The organism is Winogradskyella schleiferi, from assembly GCF_013394655.1.
Taxonomy (GTDB): Bacteria; Bacteroidota; Bacteroidia; order Flavobacteriales; family Flavobacteriaceae; genus Winogradskyella; species Winogradskyella schleiferi.
Window position 1 is genome coordinate 712,656 of the sequence record NZ_CP053351.1, and the last position, 19,178, is coordinate 731,833.

Annotated in this window: 19 protein-coding genes; 4 read left to right on the forward strand and 15 right to left on the reverse strand. The window is 34.4% G+C overall.

Annotated elements, in window-relative coordinates; all coding sequences use genetic code 11:
• Positions 1-99 precede the first annotated feature (99 nt).
• The 3 genes from HM990_RS03100 to kynU form a co-directional block, all read right to left on the reverse strand.
• Positions 100-501 carry a RidA family protein gene (locus HM990_RS03100; protein ID WP_178987539.1) on the reverse strand — a complete coding sequence of 134 codons (402 nt, stop codon included), beginning with the start codon at positions 499-501 and terminating at the stop codon, positions 100-102.
• A 147-nt stretch (positions 502-648) separates the two neighbouring features.
• Positions 649-2,127 carry an FAD-dependent oxidoreductase gene (locus HM990_RS03105; RefSeq protein WP_178987540.1) on the reverse strand — a complete coding sequence of 493 codons (1,479 nt, stop codon included), beginning with the start codon at positions 2,125-2,127 and terminating at the stop codon, positions 649-651.
• Positions 2,128-2,242: 115 nt separating this feature from the next.
• The gene (gene kynU, locus HM990_RS03110; RefSeq protein WP_178987541.1) at positions 2,243-3,544 is read right to left on the reverse strand and encodes a kynureninase; all 1,302 of its coding nucleotides are present in this window, start codon (positions 3,542-3,544) and stop codon (positions 2,243-2,245) included.
• A gap of 152 nt (positions 3,545-3,696) precedes the next feature.
• On the opposite strand from kynU, the gene HM990_RS03115 reads away from it, so the two are divergent.
• Positions 3,697-5,085 carry a sensor histidine kinase gene (locus HM990_RS03115; protein WP_178987542.1) on the forward strand — a complete coding sequence of 463 codons (1,389 nt, stop codon included), beginning with the start codon at positions 3,697-3,699 and terminating at the stop codon, positions 5,083-5,085.
• Between the two features lie 154 nt (positions 5,086-5,239).
• Here the strand turns inward: HM990_RS03115 and HM990_RS03120 are convergent, their stop codons facing one another.
• Positions 5,240-5,938, reverse strand: a complete 699-nt coding sequence (locus tag HM990_RS03120) for a hypothetical protein (RefSeq protein WP_178987543.1) — start codon at positions 5,936-5,938, stop codon at positions 5,240-5,242.
• 92 nt (positions 5,939-6,030) lie between these two features.
• Between HM990_RS03120 and HM990_RS03125 the strand changes: the two genes are divergently transcribed.
• Positions 6,031-6,840: a class I SAM-dependent methyltransferase gene (locus HM990_RS03125; RefSeq protein ID WP_178987544.1), complete on the forward strand. Its 810-nt coding sequence runs from the start codon at positions 6,031-6,033 to the stop codon at positions 6,838-6,840.
• Positions 6,841-6,942: 102 nt separating this feature from the next.
• On the opposite strand, the gene msrA is transcribed toward HM990_RS03125, so the two are convergent.
• The 3 genes from msrA to HM990_RS03140 all read right to left on the reverse strand — a co-directional run bounded on the left by msrA (position 6,943) and on the right by HM990_RS03140 (position 9,653).
• Positions 6,943-7,605: a peptide-methionine (S)-S-oxide reductase MsrA gene (msrA, locus tag HM990_RS03130; protein ID WP_178987545.1), complete on the reverse strand. Its 663-nt coding sequence runs from the start codon at positions 7,603-7,605 to the stop codon at positions 6,943-6,945.
• Between the two features lie 165 nt (positions 7,606-7,770).
• Entirely contained in the window at positions 7,771-8,556 is a 786-nt protein-coding gene (locus HM990_RS03135; protein ID WP_178987546.1) for a zinc ribbon domain-containing protein, read from the reverse strand.
• A gap of 2 nt (positions 8,557-8,558) precedes the next feature.
• Positions 8,559-9,653, reverse strand: coding sequence for a Nif3-like dinuclear metal center hexameric protein (locus tag HM990_RS03140; protein WP_178987547.1), 1,095 nt, complete (start codon positions 9,651-9,653; stop codon positions 8,559-8,561).
• Between the two features lie 39 nt (positions 9,654-9,692).
• Between HM990_RS03140 and lpxK the strand changes: the two genes are divergently transcribed.
• On the forward strand, positions 9,693-10,691 hold the full coding sequence (lpxK, locus tag HM990_RS03145) for a tetraacyldisaccharide 4'-kinase (RefSeq protein WP_178987548.1): 999 nt from the start codon (positions 9,693-9,695) through the stop codon (positions 10,689-10,691).
• On the opposite strand, the gene HM990_RS03150 is transcribed toward lpxK, so the two are convergent.
• From HM990_RS03150 to HM990_RS03175, 6 genes are all read right to left on the reverse strand, one after another.
• Entirely contained in the window at positions 10,684-12,924 is a 2,241-nt protein-coding gene (locus HM990_RS03150) for a tetratricopeptide repeat-containing hybrid sensor histidine kinase/response regulator (protein ID WP_178987549.1), read from the reverse strand. The genes lpxK and HM990_RS03150 overlap by 8 nt on opposite strands.
• Before the next feature lie 62 nt (positions 12,925-12,986).
• Positions 12,987-13,970 (reverse strand): type I glyceraldehyde-3-phosphate dehydrogenase, encoded by a 984-nt coding sequence (gene gap, locus HM990_RS03155; RefSeq protein ID WP_178987550.1) that lies wholly within the window; start codon positions 13,968-13,970, stop codon positions 12,987-12,989.
• Positions 13,970-14,842: a lipoyl synthase gene (gene lipA / locus HM990_RS03160; RefSeq protein WP_178987551.1), complete on the reverse strand. Its 873-nt coding sequence runs from the start codon at positions 14,840-14,842 to the stop codon at positions 13,970-13,972. Before lipA ends, gap begins: the two co-directional genes overlap by 1 nt.
• A gap of 134 nt (positions 14,843-14,976) precedes the next feature.
• Positions 14,977-15,522: an RNA polymerase sigma factor gene (locus tag HM990_RS03165; RefSeq protein WP_178987552.1), complete on the reverse strand. Its 546-nt coding sequence runs from the start codon at positions 15,520-15,522 to the stop codon at positions 14,977-14,979.
• The gene (locus HM990_RS03170; RefSeq protein ID WP_178987553.1) at positions 15,513-16,625 is read right to left on the reverse strand and encodes a glycosyltransferase; all 1,113 of its coding nucleotides are present in this window, start codon (positions 16,623-16,625) and stop codon (positions 15,513-15,515) included. Before HM990_RS03170 ends, HM990_RS03165 begins: the two co-directional genes overlap by 10 nt.
• Positions 16,626-16,631: 6 nt before the next feature.
• On the reverse strand, positions 16,632-16,835 hold the full coding sequence (locus tag HM990_RS03175; protein WP_178987554.1) for a membrane or secreted protein: 204 nt from the start codon (positions 16,833-16,835) through the stop codon (positions 16,632-16,634).
• A gap of 130 nt (positions 16,836-16,965) precedes the next feature.
• Between HM990_RS03175 and aqpZ the strand changes: the two genes are divergently transcribed.
• Positions 16,966-17,652: an aquaporin Z gene (gene aqpZ, locus HM990_RS03180; RefSeq protein WP_178987555.1), complete on the forward strand. Its 687-nt coding sequence runs from the start codon at positions 16,966-16,968 to the stop codon at positions 17,650-17,652.
• An 89-nt stretch (positions 17,653-17,741) separates the two neighbouring features.
• On the opposite strand, the gene HM990_RS03185 is transcribed toward aqpZ, so the two are convergent.
• Both HM990_RS03185 and HM990_RS03190 read right to left on the reverse strand, forming a co-directional pair.
• Positions 17,742-18,533, reverse strand: a complete 792-nt coding sequence (locus HM990_RS03185) for an anti-sigma factor (RefSeq protein WP_178987556.1) — start codon at positions 18,531-18,533, stop codon at positions 17,742-17,744.
• A gap of 11 nt (positions 18,534-18,544) precedes the next feature.
• Positions 18,545-19,078 carry an RNA polymerase sigma factor gene (locus HM990_RS03190; protein WP_178987557.1) on the reverse strand — a complete coding sequence of 178 codons (534 nt, stop codon included), beginning with the start codon at positions 19,076-19,078 and terminating at the stop codon, positions 18,545-18,547.
• Positions 19,079-19,178 lie beyond the last annotated feature (100 nt).

Here is a 19,178-nt window from a genome sequence, read left to right on the forward strand (position 1 = left end):
TTGAAAAGCTTGTGAGGTTTTATAATATTATCATTAAAGGCTTTTGAGAATTAAACAAGTTACAAAATACAACCTTAATGCGTCTTTGCTCCTGCTTCTTTATTCTTTTTTCTTAAAAGCTATAACCTTTATCTCAACCACCAAATCAGGATGCGGCAATTGGTGTACAGCAACCGTTGTTCTTGTTGGTCCAGTTTCTTTTTCGAAAAACTCAGCATAAGCTTTATTGTAATCTGCAAAGTCATTCATATTTACTAAAAAGGAAGTGACATCAACCACATCTTTTAAACTTGCGCCAACTTTGGCTAAGTTTTTTTCAATATTTTTTAATACTTCTTGGGTCTGTGTATAGGCATTTAAACGTTTTGTTCCCATTTCATCTATGATATCAACGCCTGCAATAGAATTGTCTGGTCTTCGGGAACTGGTGCCTGAAACGAAAATAAAATCGCCAACTTGTTTTACGTGTGGATATGCTCCTCTTGGTGTTACGTTATTCATGTGAAAAAAGCCCATCCTAGCCTTCCCATACTTCGGCTGCGCTCAGCACAGGAAGGGAAGGAACTCTCACTTGGGCGAAATGAGAATTTTGTTATTATTATTTTATTTAAAATGCTCCTAGTTCCCTTTCTTTGGAAAGGTTAGGCTTTAGAGCCCAGCAATTCTATCATCTTCCAAAATTGCTTCAGTTTCCGCTTTTACTTTTTCTAAAATGTCTTTTAAATCATCTTCTGATGAAATTATTTTGTCAGTTAACATGTTCAAAATAGCCTTGTCTTGTGCTCTACCTTTGAGCATAGCATGTCTATAACCAATGTTTTCATTAAAGGTAACCAAACTATATTTTGATGCATACTCATTTGGAAATTCTTTTTCTAAAGCCATTTCAATTTTTCGCTTTTCTTGAAAAATAGGATTGGATACATGACCTTTCATTTCATGGAAATTGTCAACCGCTAAATCGGCAATGGCATCGGTATCATTTTTTCGGTTTTTTTCGTAAGTTTTAAATGTGGCTTCCCAACCTGCCTCGCCGTCAGGTAGGCTTTCTAAATTTTGATCGAGGACTTTATCGAATTCAACAATATCTTCAAACGAAGCGTTCATGCCTTGACCATAAAATGGCACAATAGCGTGAGCAGCATCTCCCATCAAAAGCGTATTTCCTTTATAATGCCAAGGCGAACATTTGACGGTGCCTAAAGCTGCTGTCGGATTTTCAAAGAAATCTTTAACAAGATTTGGCATTATTTCCAAGGCATCCGGAAATTCTTTTTGGAAGAATTCTGTGACCAATTCTGGTGTTGTTAAATTATTGAAATTGTATTCGCCTTCATCAAAACTTAAAAACAAAGTAACTGTAAAACTGCCATCTAAATTTGGTAAGGCAATGAGCATAAAACTACTTCTTGGCCAAATATGTAAGGCGTTTTTGTAGGTCTTGTAATCACCAGATTCGGTTGGAAGAATGCTTAGTTCTTTATAACCATGGCTTAAAAAATCTTGAGAAAAACTGAACAAGAATTTTTTGCCTAAATAGTAACTTTTTCGTAGAGCAGAACCTGCGCCATCGGTGGCAATGATACAATCTGCATCTTCTATAAATTCATCTTTGGAGTCGTGATCTTGGAATAATGCTGTGGTCTTTTCAAAATCAACAGATTTACATTTTTTGTTAAAATGGATGGTAACATTGTCGTGCTTTTCGGCTTCGGTCAATAACAAAGCGTTTAATTCGCCTCTGGAAATTGAATTGATGTATTCGTAGTCCCTTCCGCTGTAATTGGATAAAAAGGTGTTACCTTCTTTATCGTGAAGCATTCTACCGTTCATAGGAATGCATAATGCTTTCACTTTGTCTTCTATGCCGACAAGTTTCATAGCTTTGATTCCTCGGTCTGAAAGTGCCAGGTTTATGGAACGACCAGCAGATATATCTGTGGTTCTCAAGTCTGGTCGCATTTCGTAAACGCTTACGTTAAAACCTCTTTGGCCCAGTCTTAGTGCTAGTAGGCTTCCGCAGAGTCCTGCTCCAATTATTAGTATGTTTTGAGCCCGAGCCCCTTCTAAATCTTCCCCAATGGGGAAGACTTTCTCACTGTTATGGGTAATTTTGTTATTATTCATTTCGTAAACTAATAATTTTTTATGTTGTAGAAGCTAGTTCCATTAATTAAAGGAAGGGACTGTTGTTCTTTTTGAATCTTAAAAGTATTGAAAATCGAGAATATTAATTGCGTTCTCAGTGCCCTTTCTCAGGAAGGGGTAGGGAAGGCTTTTTCAGGATTTGCTTTAACCTATCAACCATCAAATAAACATCCTCAAACGAATTATATAAAGGTACAGGTGCACATCTAATAACGTCTGGTTCTCGCCAATCACTTATCACTCCTGCTTCAGTTAATTTATCGTGTAATGATTTGTCTGCTTTCAACACTTGAATCGATAATTGGCAACCACGTTCATTAGGATTCTCCGGTGTGATGATTCGGATGGTGTCATCACCCAAACCTTTCAATAGATATTCAAAATAACCGGTTAGTTTTTTCGATTTTTCTATCAGTTTTTCAATCCCAACGTCATTGAACATATCCAATGATGCTTTAATCGCAGCCATAGATAGAATAGGTGGATTGCTCAATTGCCACCCTTCGGCTCCTGGCAACACATCAAATTCATGTCGCATATTAAAACGTGTGGCCTTGTTATGACTCCACCAACCCGTGAATCGGTTGAGATTTTTATCGTAAGCATGCCTTTCGTGGACAAAACATCCAGATAAACTCCCTGGCCCTGAATTCATATATTTATAAGTGCACCAAACGGCAAAATCTGCTCCAGAGTTGTGTAAGTCTAAATTAACATTTCCTGCACCATGCGCGCAATCAAAACCCACTTTACAATCGTATCGGTGTCCAAGATCGGTAATACGTTTCAAATCAAAAAACTGACCCGTATAATAATTCACACCTCCAATCATAATGAGGGCAATCTCATGGCCTTGTGTTTCAAGAATAGACTCTAAATCCTCATAGCGTAATAATTCTTCGTCTTTTCTAGGTTCCCAAAGGATTAAACCGTCCTTGTCATCAAAGCCATGATGTCTTAATTGCGATTCTACCGCATATTTATCGGAAGGAAAAGCATCATGTTCAATCAGGATTTTATAGTGCTTCTCAGTTGGTTTGTAAAATGAAACCATCATAAAATGAAGATTCGCAGTTAATGAATTCATTGTTACGACTTCAATGGGTTTTGCGCCAACTAAATTCGCTGTAGCTTCTGTTAAAAATTCATGATAAGGCAACCAAGGGTTTTTGGCGTCTGTATGTCCTTCAACACCAAGGTTAGCCCAATCTTCTAGTTCTTGATTAATGTATGACTTGGTTGATTTTGGTTGCAAGCCCAATGAGTTTCCACAGAGGTATATGAGTTCATTTCCGTTTTTATCCTTTGGAATATGAAACTGGTTTCTATAGTGAGATAATTCGTCTAATTGGTCTAGTTGTTTTGCGTAATCAAGACCTGGTTTATAATTGGACAATATAAAAGGTTTTTCGGTTTGTAACAAAAATAGCATATTTATATGAAATTACGGTTAATCGAATAATTCAGAAATAATGCCAGAATAAATGAGAATTAAATAGTTTTGAATAGATCTTTTTGCGTACTTTATAATCAAAAATTGTTTTTTGTATGTTAAATAAATTATGGAAATCTTATCTCAAATGGTATTACGAGTATAGCGGTTTTACCATTAAGACTGATAGGGAGAACTTAACATATTTTAGAGATAAACTGTTTACCTCTATTTTAATATTGACGCTTGCTTTAAGTTTATTATCTTACATACCGAGTGCTAGCATAGCCATTGCTCTAGATAAATGGTTTGTTTTCTATATTGATACTATTGCTATTTTGGTCATGTTTTTCTTAGTTTTTAATCGTAAAATGCATTTAAAAACAAAGAAAACTATATTTTCTGCCAATTTGATATTGCTATCTTTTGCTTTGATAATTGATTTAGGCCTTAATGGCAACGGTACGATCTTGCTCTTTATGATAAGTGTTTTAATAACCTTATATAGTGGTAAAAGAGCCGGTATTAATTGTGTGTTAATTTCGGCTGTGTTTTATGGACTACTATTGCTTATTGCTTATTTGGAGTGGATAAATTTCCAGATTTTATCGGTGTCATCTATAGAAATATTATTTATTGTTTTTATAAATAATATTCTTTTTGGTTTGCTTACCGTATTATCAGTTTCATTTTTAGTAGATCGCATGCATAACGCGTTATTAAAAGAAAATCAACTTCAAGATGAGCTTTTAGAAAAACATAGAAATGTTATCATCGCTAAAGAGCAAGCCGAGGAATCAGATAGTTTAAAATCAGCATTTCTAACTAATATGAGTCATGAGATTAGAACACCGATGTATGGGATTTTAGGAAGTGCCGAACTGTTAAAATCGTACCATATTGAAGATGAAGAATATCAGGAATTTGTGAAAATTATTGAAAGCAATGGTAATGAGCTATTAGATGTTATTACTAATATTTTAAATATCTCTAAAATAGAAACAGGTCTGATGAAGGTAAGAACATCGGTATTCAATGTTAATAATAGTATTAATGCTATTTATAACTTGTTTTTAAGTGAAACAGAATTAAAAAACGTTGAGTTTACTTTGAATAATTTCATTCAGGAAAAACATAGTCATATTTTTTCTGATAGCGAAAAATTAATTGATGTGTTAAAGCATTTGCTGAAAAATGCGGTAAAATACACATCTAGCGGTGATAAAATTAGCATCATTTGTAGTTTCAATAGCAGTGCTTCTCTTCTTATATTCAAAATTAAGGATACAGGAGCAGGTATTCCTAAGGATAAAAAAGAGACCATTTTTAATCCCTTTTATCAAGTCGATATAGATAATAAATTAGGACTTCATGGATCAGGAATAGGACTTTCTATTTCAAAAGCTTATGTTGAGATGCTTGGTGGAACGTTAGAGCTGGAAAGCGAGGTAGGTGTAGGGACTTCGATTACGTTTACCATAGCTGTTGATATGCGAAAACTTTAAACATTTTTGTAAAATTTCATTAATAACCAAAAAAAAGCACTCTAACTTTACAGATAAAGTGCTTCGAATATATAGACGCCAAAAGGCGGAAAATGTAAGCTATACGTTTTAGTTAAAACGTGAATCTTACATTATAGGTCGTAAAAATACGGTCTTATTTCTCGTCGTCCAAAGTAATACTGACATCTGTAAAATTTAGATTCCAGTTGCCACCTTCCATTTTGTGATCAGTGGCGATTTTGATACCATTGTAATTTTTATAATTTTCGAAAGTCGTTACCATAGTTGGCTTTTCAGCATTTCCTTTTCTAAAAACCCATTCTTTAATTATATAATCATTATCATAAAAAATGTCATAAGCATCGCCAGGTGTGTAGCCACCTTCCTTTGGATAGGTCAACGTTATCATGTTCATATTAGTTTTGCTAATTGGAGCTTCTGCTTTTTTGGATTCAGAAATGGTTGCTGAGGTATCCCAAACCAATTGAAAGGGCACTAACAACCAGAATTTGTCATTGATAAACGCACTGTCGGTTGAGATGTCCGTACTGTCCATTTTGTTTCTCACATAAGCAACCGTAGTTTCGTCTGATTCCATTTGTACCTTCTCATCTTTTGGGTTCCAGACCCAAGATCTTCCTTTTCCTTTTATGGTATCTCTATCGACTTTAAAGGTAAATTGTACTTCTTCAACGTTCTTCCAATTTTCAAAACCATGCGAATAGGCAATTTTTTCAGCTACAGTTAATTCTTTGGATTTATCTGTGATTATTGTTTTTGTTGTTTCTGACTTATCAGATTTACATGCTGAAACTAGTAAAAGGCATATCAGACTTATATATAAAGATTGCATATTAAAAAGTTGTTTAAATTACGTTCAAATTTAATCCCATACTTCCCGATAGCTATTGGGATCACGATGAGAAGGAACTAAATTAGAATAAAATGGAAGATCACGCTAATTATTTTGAAGTTAATAAAGCCACTTGGAACAAAAAAGTGGCTATACATGCACAAAGTGACATGTATAATCTAGAGGCTTTTAAAACTGGAAAAACTTCATTGATGCCTTATGAATTAAAAGCATTAGGAAATGTAAAAGGCAAGTCATTGTTGCATTTACAATGTCATTTTGGTCAAGATACCTTGAGTTGGAGTAGATTGGGAGCCAAGTGCGTTGGTGTGGATTTGAGTGATGAAGGCATAAAGCTGGCGAAACAATTAAATTCTGAATTACAGTGCGATGCTGAGTTTATTTGTTGTAATGTTTTAGACACCTCAAAACATATTTCTGAAACCTTCGATATTGTATTTACGAGTTATGGAACCATTGGTTGGTTACCAGATTTGAAACCTTGGGCAAAAATGATTTCAGAGCGCTTGAAAGTTGGTGGTACATTTTATATTGTAGAGTTTCATCCTATTGCTTGGATGTTTGATTATGAGCATGGAAAAGTCAAAATGAAATACCATTATAACCAAGAGGATGTGATTTATGATGAATATGAAGGCACTTATGCCAATCAAGCATCAAAAATGATAAGTAAGGAATATGGCTGGAATCATGGTTTGAGCGAAGTTGTAAATTCACTTATTGAAGCGGGATTACAAATTGAATATCTCAATGAATATGATGAAAGTCCCTATGATGTGTTTCCGGATTTAATTAAAACCGAATCAGGAATGTATAAAATGAAGAACCAATTGTTTCCTATGATTTTTGAGTTGAAGGCAAATAAATTGAAGTCCCTTTAACCACTCGGCTTTGACCTGAAAGGTTTCAAAAACCACGTAGGTCTTGAAGGAAAAACAGGACTACCTACAAGGTTTTGAAACTTCGCAGGATAACGAACTAATTTAATGCTTTTCGTCTTCTTTCAACAACTCAGGAAACTTAGCTTTAAATCTATTCAATCTAGGAACCGATACATTTCTAATATAACCTTGGTTTGGATGCAGTCTTTCATAATTTTGATGGTAATCTTCTGCAACCCAAAACTTTTGAAAAGGATATACTTCAGCAGCAATGGTCGCATCCAATTCTTTGGCTAAAGCTGCTTTTTTATCTTCAATGATTTTCTTTTGTTCATCGTTTTGATAAAAAATAATAGAGCCGTATTGTGAACCATTGTCAGGACCTTGACCATTGACTTGAGTTGGATTTTGAGAACCAAAATACACATCAACTAAGCTCTTAAAATTGACCACTTCAGGATCGTAAATGACTTCTACAGCTTCGGCATGTCCTGTTATGCCTGTGTTGCTGGATTCGTAAGTAGGATTTTTAGTGTGTCCGCCTGAATAACCGCTTATAACTTCATCAACGCCTTTTACACTTTCGTAAATTGCTTCAACGCACCAAAAACAGCCACTTGCAAAATAGGCTTTTGCTTTTCCATCATTTAAAGGCACAGCAACAGGTTCTGCGTTTATAACAGCTTGTTGTTCTGGGTTGGTCTGTGCTTGGTTATGGCAACTAAAAAATAAGGTAATGGCTAAAATGCTTAATAACTTTTTCATTGTATCCTGAATTTTTTTTAGGATCTCGTCAACTGAAACCCTGAGTTTTCTTTTCCTGTAGTCGTAATAAGATACAATACCTTAAATCTAATTATTCTAAATTTATCTTAAATAAAAAAAGCCCTTGCATTTGCAAGGGCTCAGAATTTATGATGTATTGAATTTTTATTTGCTCAATTTAGCAAATAATTTTTCCATTTTTGTTTTTTCCTCTTCAGCTAAAGCTGCATCAACTAAGATACGACCACTATGCTCATCGGTAATTACTTTTTTACGAGACGCAATTTCTACTTGTACTTGAGGTGGAATCGTAAAGAAAGAGCCTCCAGAAGCACCACGTTCTATAGCAACAACAGCTAAACCATTTTTAACATTGTTTCTAATTCTATGGTAAGCCTTAACTAAACGCTCGTCAATTTTTTTCTGAAAATCGTCAGACTTACTTAAAAGGGCTTCCTCTTCTTTTTCAGTTTCCTTCAAAATTTCGTTAAGTTCTCCTTTTTTATGCTTTAAATGTGCATTACGATCTTTTAAGCGGTCTTTAGTTTCAGAAATCACTTCTTTTTTCTGCTCTATTTGCGCCTTAAATTCCTTAATGTGTTTTTCTGCTAATTGAATTTCCAGTTCCTGAAATTCAACTTCTTTAGTCAATGAGTTGTATTCCCTGTTATTTCTAACATTCTTTTGCTGCTCACTGTATTTTTTGATTAAATTTTTGGCTTCTTCGATTAAGTTTTTCTTTCCTTTAATCTCGTCATCAATAATAGTTAAGCTATCATTTAGCTTTTCCATTCTTAAGTTAAGTCCTTCAACTTCGTCTTCTAAATCTCTAACTTCTAAAGGAAGCTCGCCTCTGACATTTCTTATTTCATCTACTCTAGAGTCAATTAATTGTAAATCATATAGTGCTCTTAATCGCTCTTCAACAGAAACTTCAGCTTTTTTTGCCATAATTATAAATACTTTATCGGATTTGTATTTGTCTTTGATAAAATGATTGCAAAATTAGTAATTTTTTTCGAGAGATAGTCTACTAAAAACGATTTTGTGAACTGTTCGCTTTCATAATGTCCAATATCGGCTAAAACAATAGCATTTTCTGCACTGAAAAAGTCGTGATATTTTAAATCTGCAGTAACCAAGAGGTCAGCATTAGCGGCTTTTGCGGCAGAAATAGCAAAACTACCTGAGCCACCTAATACCGCAATTCGTTTTATAGGTTTATTTAAGGATTTTGAATGTCTTATACATTCCGTATTCATTTTGGTTTTAATTAGCTTAAGGCAATCTTCGGTTTCCATGGCATTTTCAAGTTCACCAATCATGCCTATTCCAATATGTTGATTGTTATTTTCTAAAGTTGAAATTTCATAAGCAACTTCCTCATATGGATGTGCGTCGAACAATGCTTTTAAGACTTTTGATTCCAGATGTTTTTTGAAAGTGACAGAAATAGCGGTTTCAGCTTCGGTATGTAATTTCCCTTTTTGTCCAATTACAGGGTTGGAATCTTCATTGCCTAAATACGTGCCTTTGCCTTCAACATTAAAACTACAAGATTCGTAATTACCGATACTTCCAGCACCAGCTTCGAATAAAGCCGTTCTCAAAGCTTCGGCATTTGGTTTTGGAACATAGGTTTGTAGCTTTTTAATGGTTCCAGATTGTGGAATTAAAATTTTCTTATTGGTTAACCCTAATTGGTCGCATATGATAGAATTCACACCTTGTAGCGCATTGTCTAAAGCGGTATGAATTGAAAAAATAGCAATATTATATTTTATCGCTTTTATGACCACACGCTCCACATAAGTTTTTCCTGTTAACTTTTTTAAACCTGAAAATATAATAGGATGGAAACTTACGATAAGGTTGCAATTGTTTTCAATAGCTTCATCTACAACGGCTTCAAGTGTGTCCAAAGTAACCAGAATTCCGGAAACGGTCTCATTTTTATCGCCAACTAAAAGACCAACATTGTCAAAATCTTCAGCATAAGCCAAAGGCGCTAAGTTGTGCAAATGATTAATTACGTCTTGTATGATCATAAGTGTATATTTGTTCAAAAATAATATAATTTAGTCGTTGTGAACTTTATCAGAATCATATTGTTTCCTATTGTACCGATTTATTACGTGATCACTTGGTTACGGAATTGGTTATATAATGCTGGAATTAAATCGTCCAAATCTTATGATTTTCCTGTAATCTGTGTTGGAAATCTCAGTACTGGTGGCACAGGTAAAACACCGATGATTGAGTATTTAATTCGACTTTTAAAAGACGAAAAAGATATCGCCACATTAAGCAGAGGTTATAAAAGAGTAACCCAAGGTTTTATATTGGCGGATGAAAATGCGACTGCAGACACCATTGGCGACGAACCTTTCCAGTTTTATAGAAAATTTAAAGCACTTACCGTTGCAGTTGATGGCGATCGGCAAAATGGTATTGCCGAACTTAGGCGTTTATCACCACAACCCGAAGTTATTTTGTTAGATGATGCCTTTCAACATAGAAAAGTAAAAGCAGGATTTAATATTCTGTTGACCGCATATAATAACCTCTATTATAAAGATATTGTTTTACCAACTGGAAATTTACGCGAACCTCGTTCTGGAGCCAAACGAGCCAATTTGATTGTGGTTACAAAATGTAGTAAAACGATTTCTGAAGTTGAAAAGCAAAAGATTGCTTCAAAAATAAAATTAAAAAACCATCAACAGCTATTTTTTAGCTATGTGGATTATGCTCCTAATGTAATATCTGCATTTGATGAATTGGATTTGAACAAGCTTCCTAAGTTTACGTTAGTAACAGGAATTGCCAATGCCAAGCCATTGGTGGATTTCTTAGCGGAAAAAGAATTGGAATTCGATCACTTGGAATATAGCGATCATTATAGTTTTAGAATTTCGGATATTGAAACCTTAGCTTCAAAATCATTGCTCATTACGACGGAAAAGGATTATGTGCGTTTGTCGGATCATGAAGAGTTAAAAGATAAATTGTATTATTTACCTATTCAAATCAAAATAGATAAAACAGCACAATTTGGTGCTGCGGTTAAAGCATTCGTTAATTAAAGAAGCTAGACACTATTTTTTCTCCAGAAAGTGCCGCATGTAATTTATCTTCAAAATCCTCTTGTTTGAATGGCTTGGATATAATATCATCAAAACCAGCTTCACCAAACTCGTGCATTTTGTCTTCTAAGGTTACAGCGGTCAACGCAAAAATAGTCAGATCTTTATCGAAGGTTCTAATGATTTTTGTGGCTTCTAATCCACTGATTCCTGGCATATGGATGTCCATTAACACAACATCGTAAGCCACTTCTTTTACTTGTTCTACTGCAGCTTCACCATTATCAACCACATCACAATACAGATCCATTTTGTTAAGAATCTTTTTAGTGATCATTTGATTGATTTTGTTGTCTTCTACAATAAGAATTTTAACGTTACTTAAATCCAAACTTTCCATCTTATTAACTTTTTTAACTTCTTCTACTACAGGTTTTTCAGAGTCTTCATCATATTCTAATGGAATTTCGAAAAAGAACGTTGAGCCTTTACCAAGCTCACTCTTTAAGTAAATTTTACCTTTTAGAATTTGAATTAATCCCTTTACAATCGAAAGACCTAGACCAGTTCCGCCATATTTACGGTTAATTTGGACAGAGCCTTGGGAGAAACTGTCGAACATTTGGTCTTGTTTTTCTTTTGTAATACCAATGCCATTATCTTCAATCTCAAAGCGAAGGTTGTACTTATTGTCCTTTTGGTCAATTTTGTACGCTCTAACCCAGATGTCTCCATCTTTTGTGAATTTAATAGCATTTCCAAGTAAGTTAATTAAGATTTGGGAAATCTTTAATTGGTCGCCAACAAATGTTTCTGGCAATCCGTTTTCATAATCAAAGTGAATTTTTGTGTCTTGGTCTTTTGCAGAATTGCTAAGTGCCGAAATCACATTTTCTAATTTATTTTTAAGGTTGAAATTTTCTGGATCCAATTCAACTTTATTAGCTTCAATTTTATTGATTTGTAGGATATCGTTAATAAAAGTAAGCAGGTAGTCTCCAGAAAACTTTAATGATTTCAAATGTGGAATTTGATGTTCCTTTGGGTCTTCATCCAATAGCATATTTGTAAGTCCGGTTACCGCATATAAAGGTGTGCGCAGCTCATGGGTTACGGTCGATAAGAAATTTGCTTTTGTTTTAGAGGCCAATTCTGCTTTCTCTTTTGCGACAATAAGTTCATCGTTCTTTTTATGAAGCATGGTGTTGGTGTTCAGCCTGATATTGTTGTTCTTATATAGCGATAACGTCAATAAGGACAATATGGTAATCAATGCGATACTTAGGATGGTTGTAATTCTCGTAAACGCACTTTCTGCGGTTACTTCATCAATTTGAGCTTTCAATTGGGCATTTTCGGCATCCTTGTATTTATTAATCGAGAGTCCAGAAATCCCTTGAGGCAAGTTCTCTCGCTTAATGTTTAAAATGGAATCGGATAAATGGATGTGCTTTTTTATATACTCAAAAGACCTTTTATAATCTCCATTTTTTTCGTGGATATCGCTTAAGGTCACGAAAGCTTCATTAACATTTTCCAATATATTATTGGTTTGTGCTATAGACAGACCCTCTTCGGTTTGTGATAACGCCATGTCAGGATTATTTATAGCACAATATACTTTCCCGCTTTCTATCAAAGCACTGCTTAGACGACGATCCTGGTCGTGTTTTTTCGCAACAATTATGGTTTTTTCAAGCTGGGCTTTTGCTTCTTCATAGCGTTCTTGTGCGATAAATACTTTGGCTTTATTCAGGCTAACTTCAGAAGTGTATTCTTCTAAATCTTCTTGTTCAAAAAGGTTGTTCGCTGATTTGAAATAGCCGAGTGCATTTTCGTATTCTTCCTTAGTGCTGTGAATAACACCTTTTATGTTATAGGTAATAGCGAGATTAGCGTAATCATCATTTTTACGTTGAATCTGAATGGCTTTGGTTAATGAAATATTGGCTTGGTCCTCCTCTCCAACTAAAAATTGAACCTTAGCCATTTTAGTGTGAATTTTACCTTGATTGGGTTTGTCATCAATTTTTTCAGCAACTTCCAGTGCTTTATCAAAGTTGTCTAAAGCATTATAATAATTACCGCGTTCGCTGTCTAATTTAGCTTGATTGAGATGCTCATTTAGTCTCAATGTAAGCATCTCTTTATCCTCAACGCCATCTTGTTGCGCAAAAATAAGACTACAAAAACATGCTAAAAAAACAAATATGTGATATTTGATTCGGGACATTCAGCTCCATTTAATTAAAGCAAATATAATTATTTATTCGATAAAAGTGGTAATTTGTCCGATTAATTGCAAATTAAATCTAAAATTCTTGAGCTATAACCTGTCTCGTTATCGTACCAGCCTACAATTTTTACCATATTACCGATTACTGAAGTCATCTGCGAATCAAAAACACAAGAGTGTGGATTCCCAACAATATCAATGGATACAATTGGATCTTCGGTATATTCAAGAATACCTTTTAATTCATTTTTGGCAGCATATTTAAAAAGTGAATTCACTTTTTCTATCGATGTTGGCGTTTTCACATTGATTGTAATATCCGTTAAAGACCCATTCGCAACAGGAACTCTAATACCACAACCGCCAATAACATCTGAGAGGTCTGGGAAAATTTTAGTAAGTGCTTTAGCCGCACCAGTGGTTGTAGGCACAATGGATTGACCAGCAGCTCTTGCACGTCTTAGATCTTTATGCGGTTGATCGTGCAAACTTTGATCTGTAGTATAGGAATGAATGGTTGTAATATAAGCTTGCTTTATGCCGAAATGTGCTTTAATTAACGCAATCATCGGTGCTGCATTGTTAGTGGTACAGGAAGCATTGGATATAATCGTTTCTGTACCATCCAAAATGGTGTCGTTAACACCTAAAACAATCGTTTTAATATCATCTTCTAAAGCAGGAACAGACAGAATTACCTTTTTAGCACCATTAGTGATATGGTGTTGAAGCTCTGCTCTTGTTTTGAATTTTCCTGTAGATTCTATAACAAAATCGGGTTGGGTTTTAGACCAATCAATACTTTTTGGATGCGATTGTCTATATAAAGGAATGGAAACACCATTCACTATGATATGGTTCTCATCATAAGAAACGGAATCTTGTAAGACGCCATGAATGCTGTCATATTTAAGTAAATGACTTAAAGTTTTAGCATCAGCCAAATCATTGATGGCAACAATTTGAATTTGTGGATGAGATAATGCTAATCTGAAAACACGACGACCAATTCTGCCAAAGCCGTTAATAGCAACAGATATCATTAATTAATGTGTTTTTGGGCTTTGTAAGACGACCTTACTAAAGCACTACTTTCAACATGTCTGAAGCCTAAATCCAGTCCAATTTCTTTGTATTCATCAAACTGGTCTGGATTGATAAATTGTTTCACAGGTAAGTGTTTTTTACTTGGTTGCAGATATTGGCCTATCGTAACCACATCGACGTCATTCGCTCTTAAATCGTGAAGGGTTTCAATCACTTCCTCGCGCTCTTCGCCAAGTCCTAGCATAATTCCAGATTTGGTTCTGCGCTGTCCTTGAGCTTTTAAATACTTTAAAACGCCCATACTGCGATCATACTGGGCTTGTATTCTAACTTCTCTTGTTAAACGTCTTACGGTTTCAATATTGTGTGAAACGACTTCTGGTGCTACATCTATAATTCGGTCAATATGCTTTTCTATGCCTTGAAAATCTGGAATTAATGTTTCAAGGGTTGTTTCAGGATTCATACGTCTTACGGCTTTTACGGTTTCTGCCCACATAATGCTTCCCATATCTTTCAGGTCATCGCGATCTACACTTGTTAACACAGCGTGTTTAATCTGCATCAATTTTATAGAACGTCCTACTTTTTCTGGCTCGTCCCAATCCACCGTTTCTGGTCGTCCTGTTTTTACGCCACAAAATCCGCAAGAACGTGTACAGACGTTTCCTAAAATCATAAAAGTTGCCGTGCCTTCTCCCCAACATTCTCCCATGTTTGGACAACTTCCAGAGGTGCAAATGGTGTTTAATTTGTACTTGTCTACTAAGGTTCTAAGTTCCGTATATTTTTTTCCAGTAGGTAATTTTACGCGTAACCATTTCGGTTTACGTTCGGGTAAAATATTTGAAGCTACTTTGGTTTCCATGCCGTTTTTAATTTCTGAAAGCAAAGATACAAAGTAAAAAATGAAATTTGTTTGTTGAAATGCAGTATGACTATTACGAAATATTAGTTGTTTTCAATACTGATGAAGAATGGATTAATTTATAGATGAAAAGATCAAGCTTTCGTAATAATTTCAGCCAATAGTTTTTTGGCTCTCAACAATTTCACTTTCACGTTATTGATAGGTTCATTAAGTTCTTCGGAAATTTCCTTGTAGCTCAATTCTTGAAAATATCTTAGATTGATCACCTCTTGGTAATGTGGTTTCAGTTTTTTTACATCTCGCAAAAGATTGGCGAGATTTTGTTCAGTAATAATTTTATCTTCAGGTGTTGGTGAATCATCAACGATATCAAAGAAATTATCATTATTATCTTTAGAAGTGTTTTTGATTAATTTTTTCTGTTTTCGAATTAAATCAATATGAATATTTTTTGAAATCGTAATCAGCCACGTCTTAAATTTATAAGCGTCGTTATAGGTGTCAATCTTGTCAAAGGCTTTTGAAAATGTTTGAATCGTGATGTCTTCAGCGTCATTTTCGTTCAGTGTTCGTTTGAGCTGAAATGCATATACATCGTTCCAAAAAGTATCGAGAAGAAAATTAAACGCGCTTTGTTCTTTTTTTATGGCTTTGTTAATGGCGTCTTTTACTTCCAATGTTTTGGTTTAGATATTAGATTAGCAATAAAGATACTTAATTGTAAACTAATTAAAAATAATTCTAAAATTGGTGTGAGAATAATGAGGTCAGTTTCTTCGAGTTTTTTAGCTGTAAACCCGAAACATAGCCATTGGATTATAAACCTTAAGCTGATCAATGCCACAACCCAATACCATGTGAATCCTATAATTAAGAGTGAAATTGCGAGTATCCAAAATAATAATTGGGTCGTGTAAAATAAACCCAATAAAAGTTTATGCTTCATTTTATAAAATGGAGCAGTACTAATATGTCTTCTTTTTTGAAGTATCCATGCTTTAAATGAGGATTTTGGCTCAGAAACCGTAAAACTGTCTTTTGTAAAACACAACGCTGTGTTTGATGCATTGGCTACTTCGTTAATGAATAGATCATCATCGCCAGACTTTATAGACATGTGATTATTGAAGCCACTATTGTTAAAGAACAATTCTTTTCTATAAGCCAGGTTACGACCAACTCCCATATACGTTAATCCCACTTGTGCATAGGAAAAATATTGCATAGCAGTCATTACAGTCTCAAAACGAATGAGTTTGTTTAACAATGAAAACTTCTTTTTGGCATAGGCGCCATAACCCAAAATTATTGATTTTTCATTAGAGAAATTTCCACTTAAATGGGCTAACCAATGTTCAGAGTTAGGTACACAATCGGCATCAGTAAAAACCAAGAAATCATTTTTGGAAGCTTTTATGCCCAGTGTAAGTGCATATTTTTTATTTCCCCAAAATGCTTCGCTAACTTTTACATCAACAAGTTTGACGTTATTATGTATGGATGAAAAATCCTTCATAACCTCTAAGGTATCATCAAACGAACTGTCGTTGACCAATACTATTTCGAAATTAGAATAAGCTTGATTTAATATGAAAGGAAGGTTTTTCTTTAAATTTTCTGCTTCATTTTTAGCACAGATAATTACGGAAATTGGTATTTGTTTTTTTAAATGCGTTTCCGCCCTTTTGCTGCCAAAAGAAAATAAAAAACTCAGATAATAAATAATTTGAATACTAACAACTGCAATAAATGCATAAAATAGTATTATGGGAAGTGTCATTAACGTCTATGAATGTTGAGGTTCATTGCAGTCTTTGTATTGGTCTGGTGTTTTTCCACAAAAACCACAAGATTCTCCTTCTTTGTTGAGCATTGGGTTTTGGCTCGCACAAGTACCTGCAAATTTACCATCTTTTTTAGCCCAAATTTTTATAGCAATTCCTCCGACCGCTAAAGCTAATAATCCCAATGTAAGTAATAGTAATTTCATTTGAACACTAAAATTTAATGCAAAGATAATGTTTTTACATTTATTTTCTAATCAATTTTGTTGTGACCTAACTCATTGATTCTGTGTCTTATTGGTATTAATCAATTTATTATTAACTAATTAATCAATTATGAAAAAATTATTTGCAGAGTTCTTCGGAACGTTTTGGCTTGTATTTGGAGGTTGTGGTAGTGCTATTTTTGCTGCTGGAATTCCAGATTTAGGAATTGGATTTGTAGGCGTTGCTTTAGCTTTTGGTCTGACAGTATTAACAATGGCTTACGCAGTTGGCCATGTTTCTGGTGCGCATTTTAATCCTGCAGTCTCCGTTGGATTATGGGCTGGTGGACAATTTGAAGCAAAAGACCTACTAGGTTATATTATTGCTCAAGTGATTGGTGCTATTGCGGCAGCAGGTGTATTATATCTTATTGTATCAGGAAAATCTGGATATGAAGGCGTTGGAGGTTTTGCAGCAAACGGTTATGGCGAATTATCTCCAGATGGTTATAGTATGGTTTCTGCGTTAATTGCAGAGTTTATTTTAACAGCATTTTTTTTATTGGTTATTTTAGGAAGTACTTATCCTAAAGCGCCTAAAGGTTTTGCAGGAATTGCTATTGGTTTGGCCTTGGTGCTTATTCACTTAATTAGTATTCCTATTACAAATACATCTGTAAATCCTGCACGCTCTTTAAGTCAGGCTTTATACGCGGATGGTTCATATTTATCGCAAGTTTGGTTATTTTGGGTGGCACCAATTGCAGGAGCAATTGCAGGTGGTTTAATTCACAAAACTTTGTTTTCAAAAGATTAGGATTTCAGAAAAGACCTTAAATGAAAGAGGCGCAATAATAAATTATTACGCCTCTTTTTGGATTAATTAAATGTGTATTTAGTAAAGTCTTATTCTTCTTTTAAAGAAATTTCTGCAACCTCAGTATCATTTTCGTTTGCATTGTCGCCTTTTGTACCAATTTTAATACTCAATGCCAATGCATCTTCCATATATGGAATTTGTTTCAACTTACGATCAGATTCATCCAAAATACCCAAATTAACCATACGGTCTTGCAGCTCAGCCCAAATTTGATATTGCTGCTCTTTTGGTAATTGAGGTAATGTAATGACATCAATCATTGACGTTTTTTCAACCGGATTAATGTATGCTACTGTTTTTAAGTCCTTCGCACGTTCGTTGCCATTGAAAACATATTTCTTAGCATCAGGATTGTTAAGCTTTAATAGTTCTTTAGATAACTCGTCTAACTTAGAATTGTTATTTTCAATATCGCTTCGTAGATCAAAAATTTCTTCCACGACAACATTATTTTCATTATTCAACTCTACATTTTTTTGATAAAGCATAAACGATGTTGCAGCAAATAATACAGCGGCAGCACTAGCAGCTATGCTAAACCAGGAGGTCTTTCTTTTCTGTACCAATTGAATCACTTTAGTGTCATTAGTGTCTTCTAAGGCTTCTAAAATGTCGTTTAAAATATGGTTTGGTACATCAACAGCTCCTGCTTTTGTGACAATTTCTAAATTTTCCTGAAGTTTTTCATAAGCTTGAGCAACTTCTGGATACTTAGAAATAAAGTGTTCCACCTCTTTAGTTTCTTCCAAAGATGTGTCTCCAACCAGATACTTATTAAGTAGGTTGGATTTTAAAAAGATTTGTAATTTATTTTCCATGATCAAATATTTTATGGATTGTAAACTTTTTTAAGTTCACGTAATCCTATTTTTAATCTAGATTTAATAGTGCCAAGTGGAATATCTAATTCGTCGCTGGCTTCTTGTTGTGTCATGCCTTGAAAAAACAAAGCATCTAACACAATTTGATATTTTTCTTCTAGTTTCCCAACATGCTCTTTGATGTCCATGACATCTTGGTTAAAATTTGTAGTTGGTAAGATATATACGTTAGAATTATCAATTTGGATTTCTTTATGGTAACGATTATTAAAACTCCGTAGTTTATCTATGGCTGTATTTCTTGCAATACGAAAGAGCCATGTAAAGAGTTTTGCCTTAGAGGCATCGTATTTTGAAGCGTTTTTCCATACCTTAATAAAAGTTTCCTGTAAGGCATCCTGTGCGACTTCCTCATTGACTGTAATTTTTAAGATTACACCATAAAGACTGTTCGAATAATTTTCGTAAAGTAAATTTAGCGCACGTTTATCTCCCTTCTGAAGATAGTCGATGATTTTTTGTTCTGTAGGTGTAATACTCAAACTGTTAAAATCTTATTTTTTTATTTTTAAAACGTCCAAAATTGAATTGTGAACGTAAATATACTTAAATACACCATATAATGGTGCTCAATATAAAATA

What these genes read in the sequence shown, in the direction of transcription:
- HM990_RS03120 (WP_178987543.1), bottom strand. Translation starts at nt 5,938, where the DNA reads ATGCAATCTTTATATATAAGTCTGATATGCCTTTTACTAGTTTCAGCA.
- HM990_RS03125 (WP_178987544.1), top strand. Translation starts at nt 6,031, where the DNA reads ATGGAAGATCACGCTAATTATTTTGAAGTTAATAAAGCCACTTGGAAC.
- HM990_RS03140 (WP_178987547.1), bottom strand. Translation starts at nt 9,653, where the DNA reads ATGATCATACAAGACGTAATTAATCATTTGCACAACTTAGCGCCTTTG.
- HM990_RS03100 (WP_178987539.1), bottom strand. Translation starts at nt 501, where the DNA reads ATGAATAACGTAACACCAAGAGGAGCATATCCACACGTAAAACAAGTT.
- HM990_RS03115 (WP_178987542.1), top strand. Translation starts at nt 3,697, where the DNA reads ATGTTAAATAAATTATGGAAATCTTATCTCAAATGGTATTACGAGTAT.
- msrA (WP_178987545.1), bottom strand. Translation starts at nt 7,605, where the DNA reads ATGAAAAAGTTATTAAGCATTTTAGCCATTACCTTATTTTTTAGTTGC.
- lipA (WP_178987551.1), bottom strand. Translation starts at nt 14,842, where the DNA reads ATGGAAACCAAAGTAGCTTCAAATATTTTACCCGAACGTAAACCGAAA.
- HM990_RS03170 (WP_178987553.1), bottom strand. Translation starts at nt 16,625, where the DNA reads ATGACACTTCCCATAATACTATTTTATGCATTTATTGCAGTTGTTAGT.
- gap (WP_178987550.1), bottom strand. Translation starts at nt 13,970, where the DNA reads ATGATATCTGTTGCTATTAACGGCTTTGGCAGAATTGGTCGTCGTGTT.
- HM990_RS03175 (WP_178987554.1), bottom strand. Translation starts at nt 16,835, where the DNA reads ATGAAATTACTATTACTTACATTGGGATTATTAGCTTTAGCGGTCGGA.
- HM990_RS03150 (WP_178987549.1), bottom strand. Translation starts at nt 12,924, where the DNA reads ATGTCCCGAATCAAATATCACATATTTGTTTTTTTAGCATGTTTTTGT.
- HM990_RS03185 (WP_178987556.1), bottom strand. Translation starts at nt 18,533, where the DNA reads ATGGAAAATAAATTACAAATCTTTTTAAAATCCAACCTACTTAATAAG.
- HM990_RS03135 (WP_178987546.1), bottom strand. Translation starts at nt 8,556, where the DNA reads ATGGCAAAAAAAGCTGAAGTTTCTGTTGAAGAGCGATTAAGAGCACTA.
- aqpZ (WP_178987555.1), top strand. Translation starts at nt 16,966, where the DNA reads ATGAAAAAATTATTTGCAGAGTTCTTCGGAACGTTTTGGCTTGTATTT.
- HM990_RS03105 (WP_178987540.1), bottom strand. Translation starts at nt 2,127, where the DNA reads ATGAATAATAACAAAATTACCCATAACAGTGAGAAAGTCTTCCCCATT.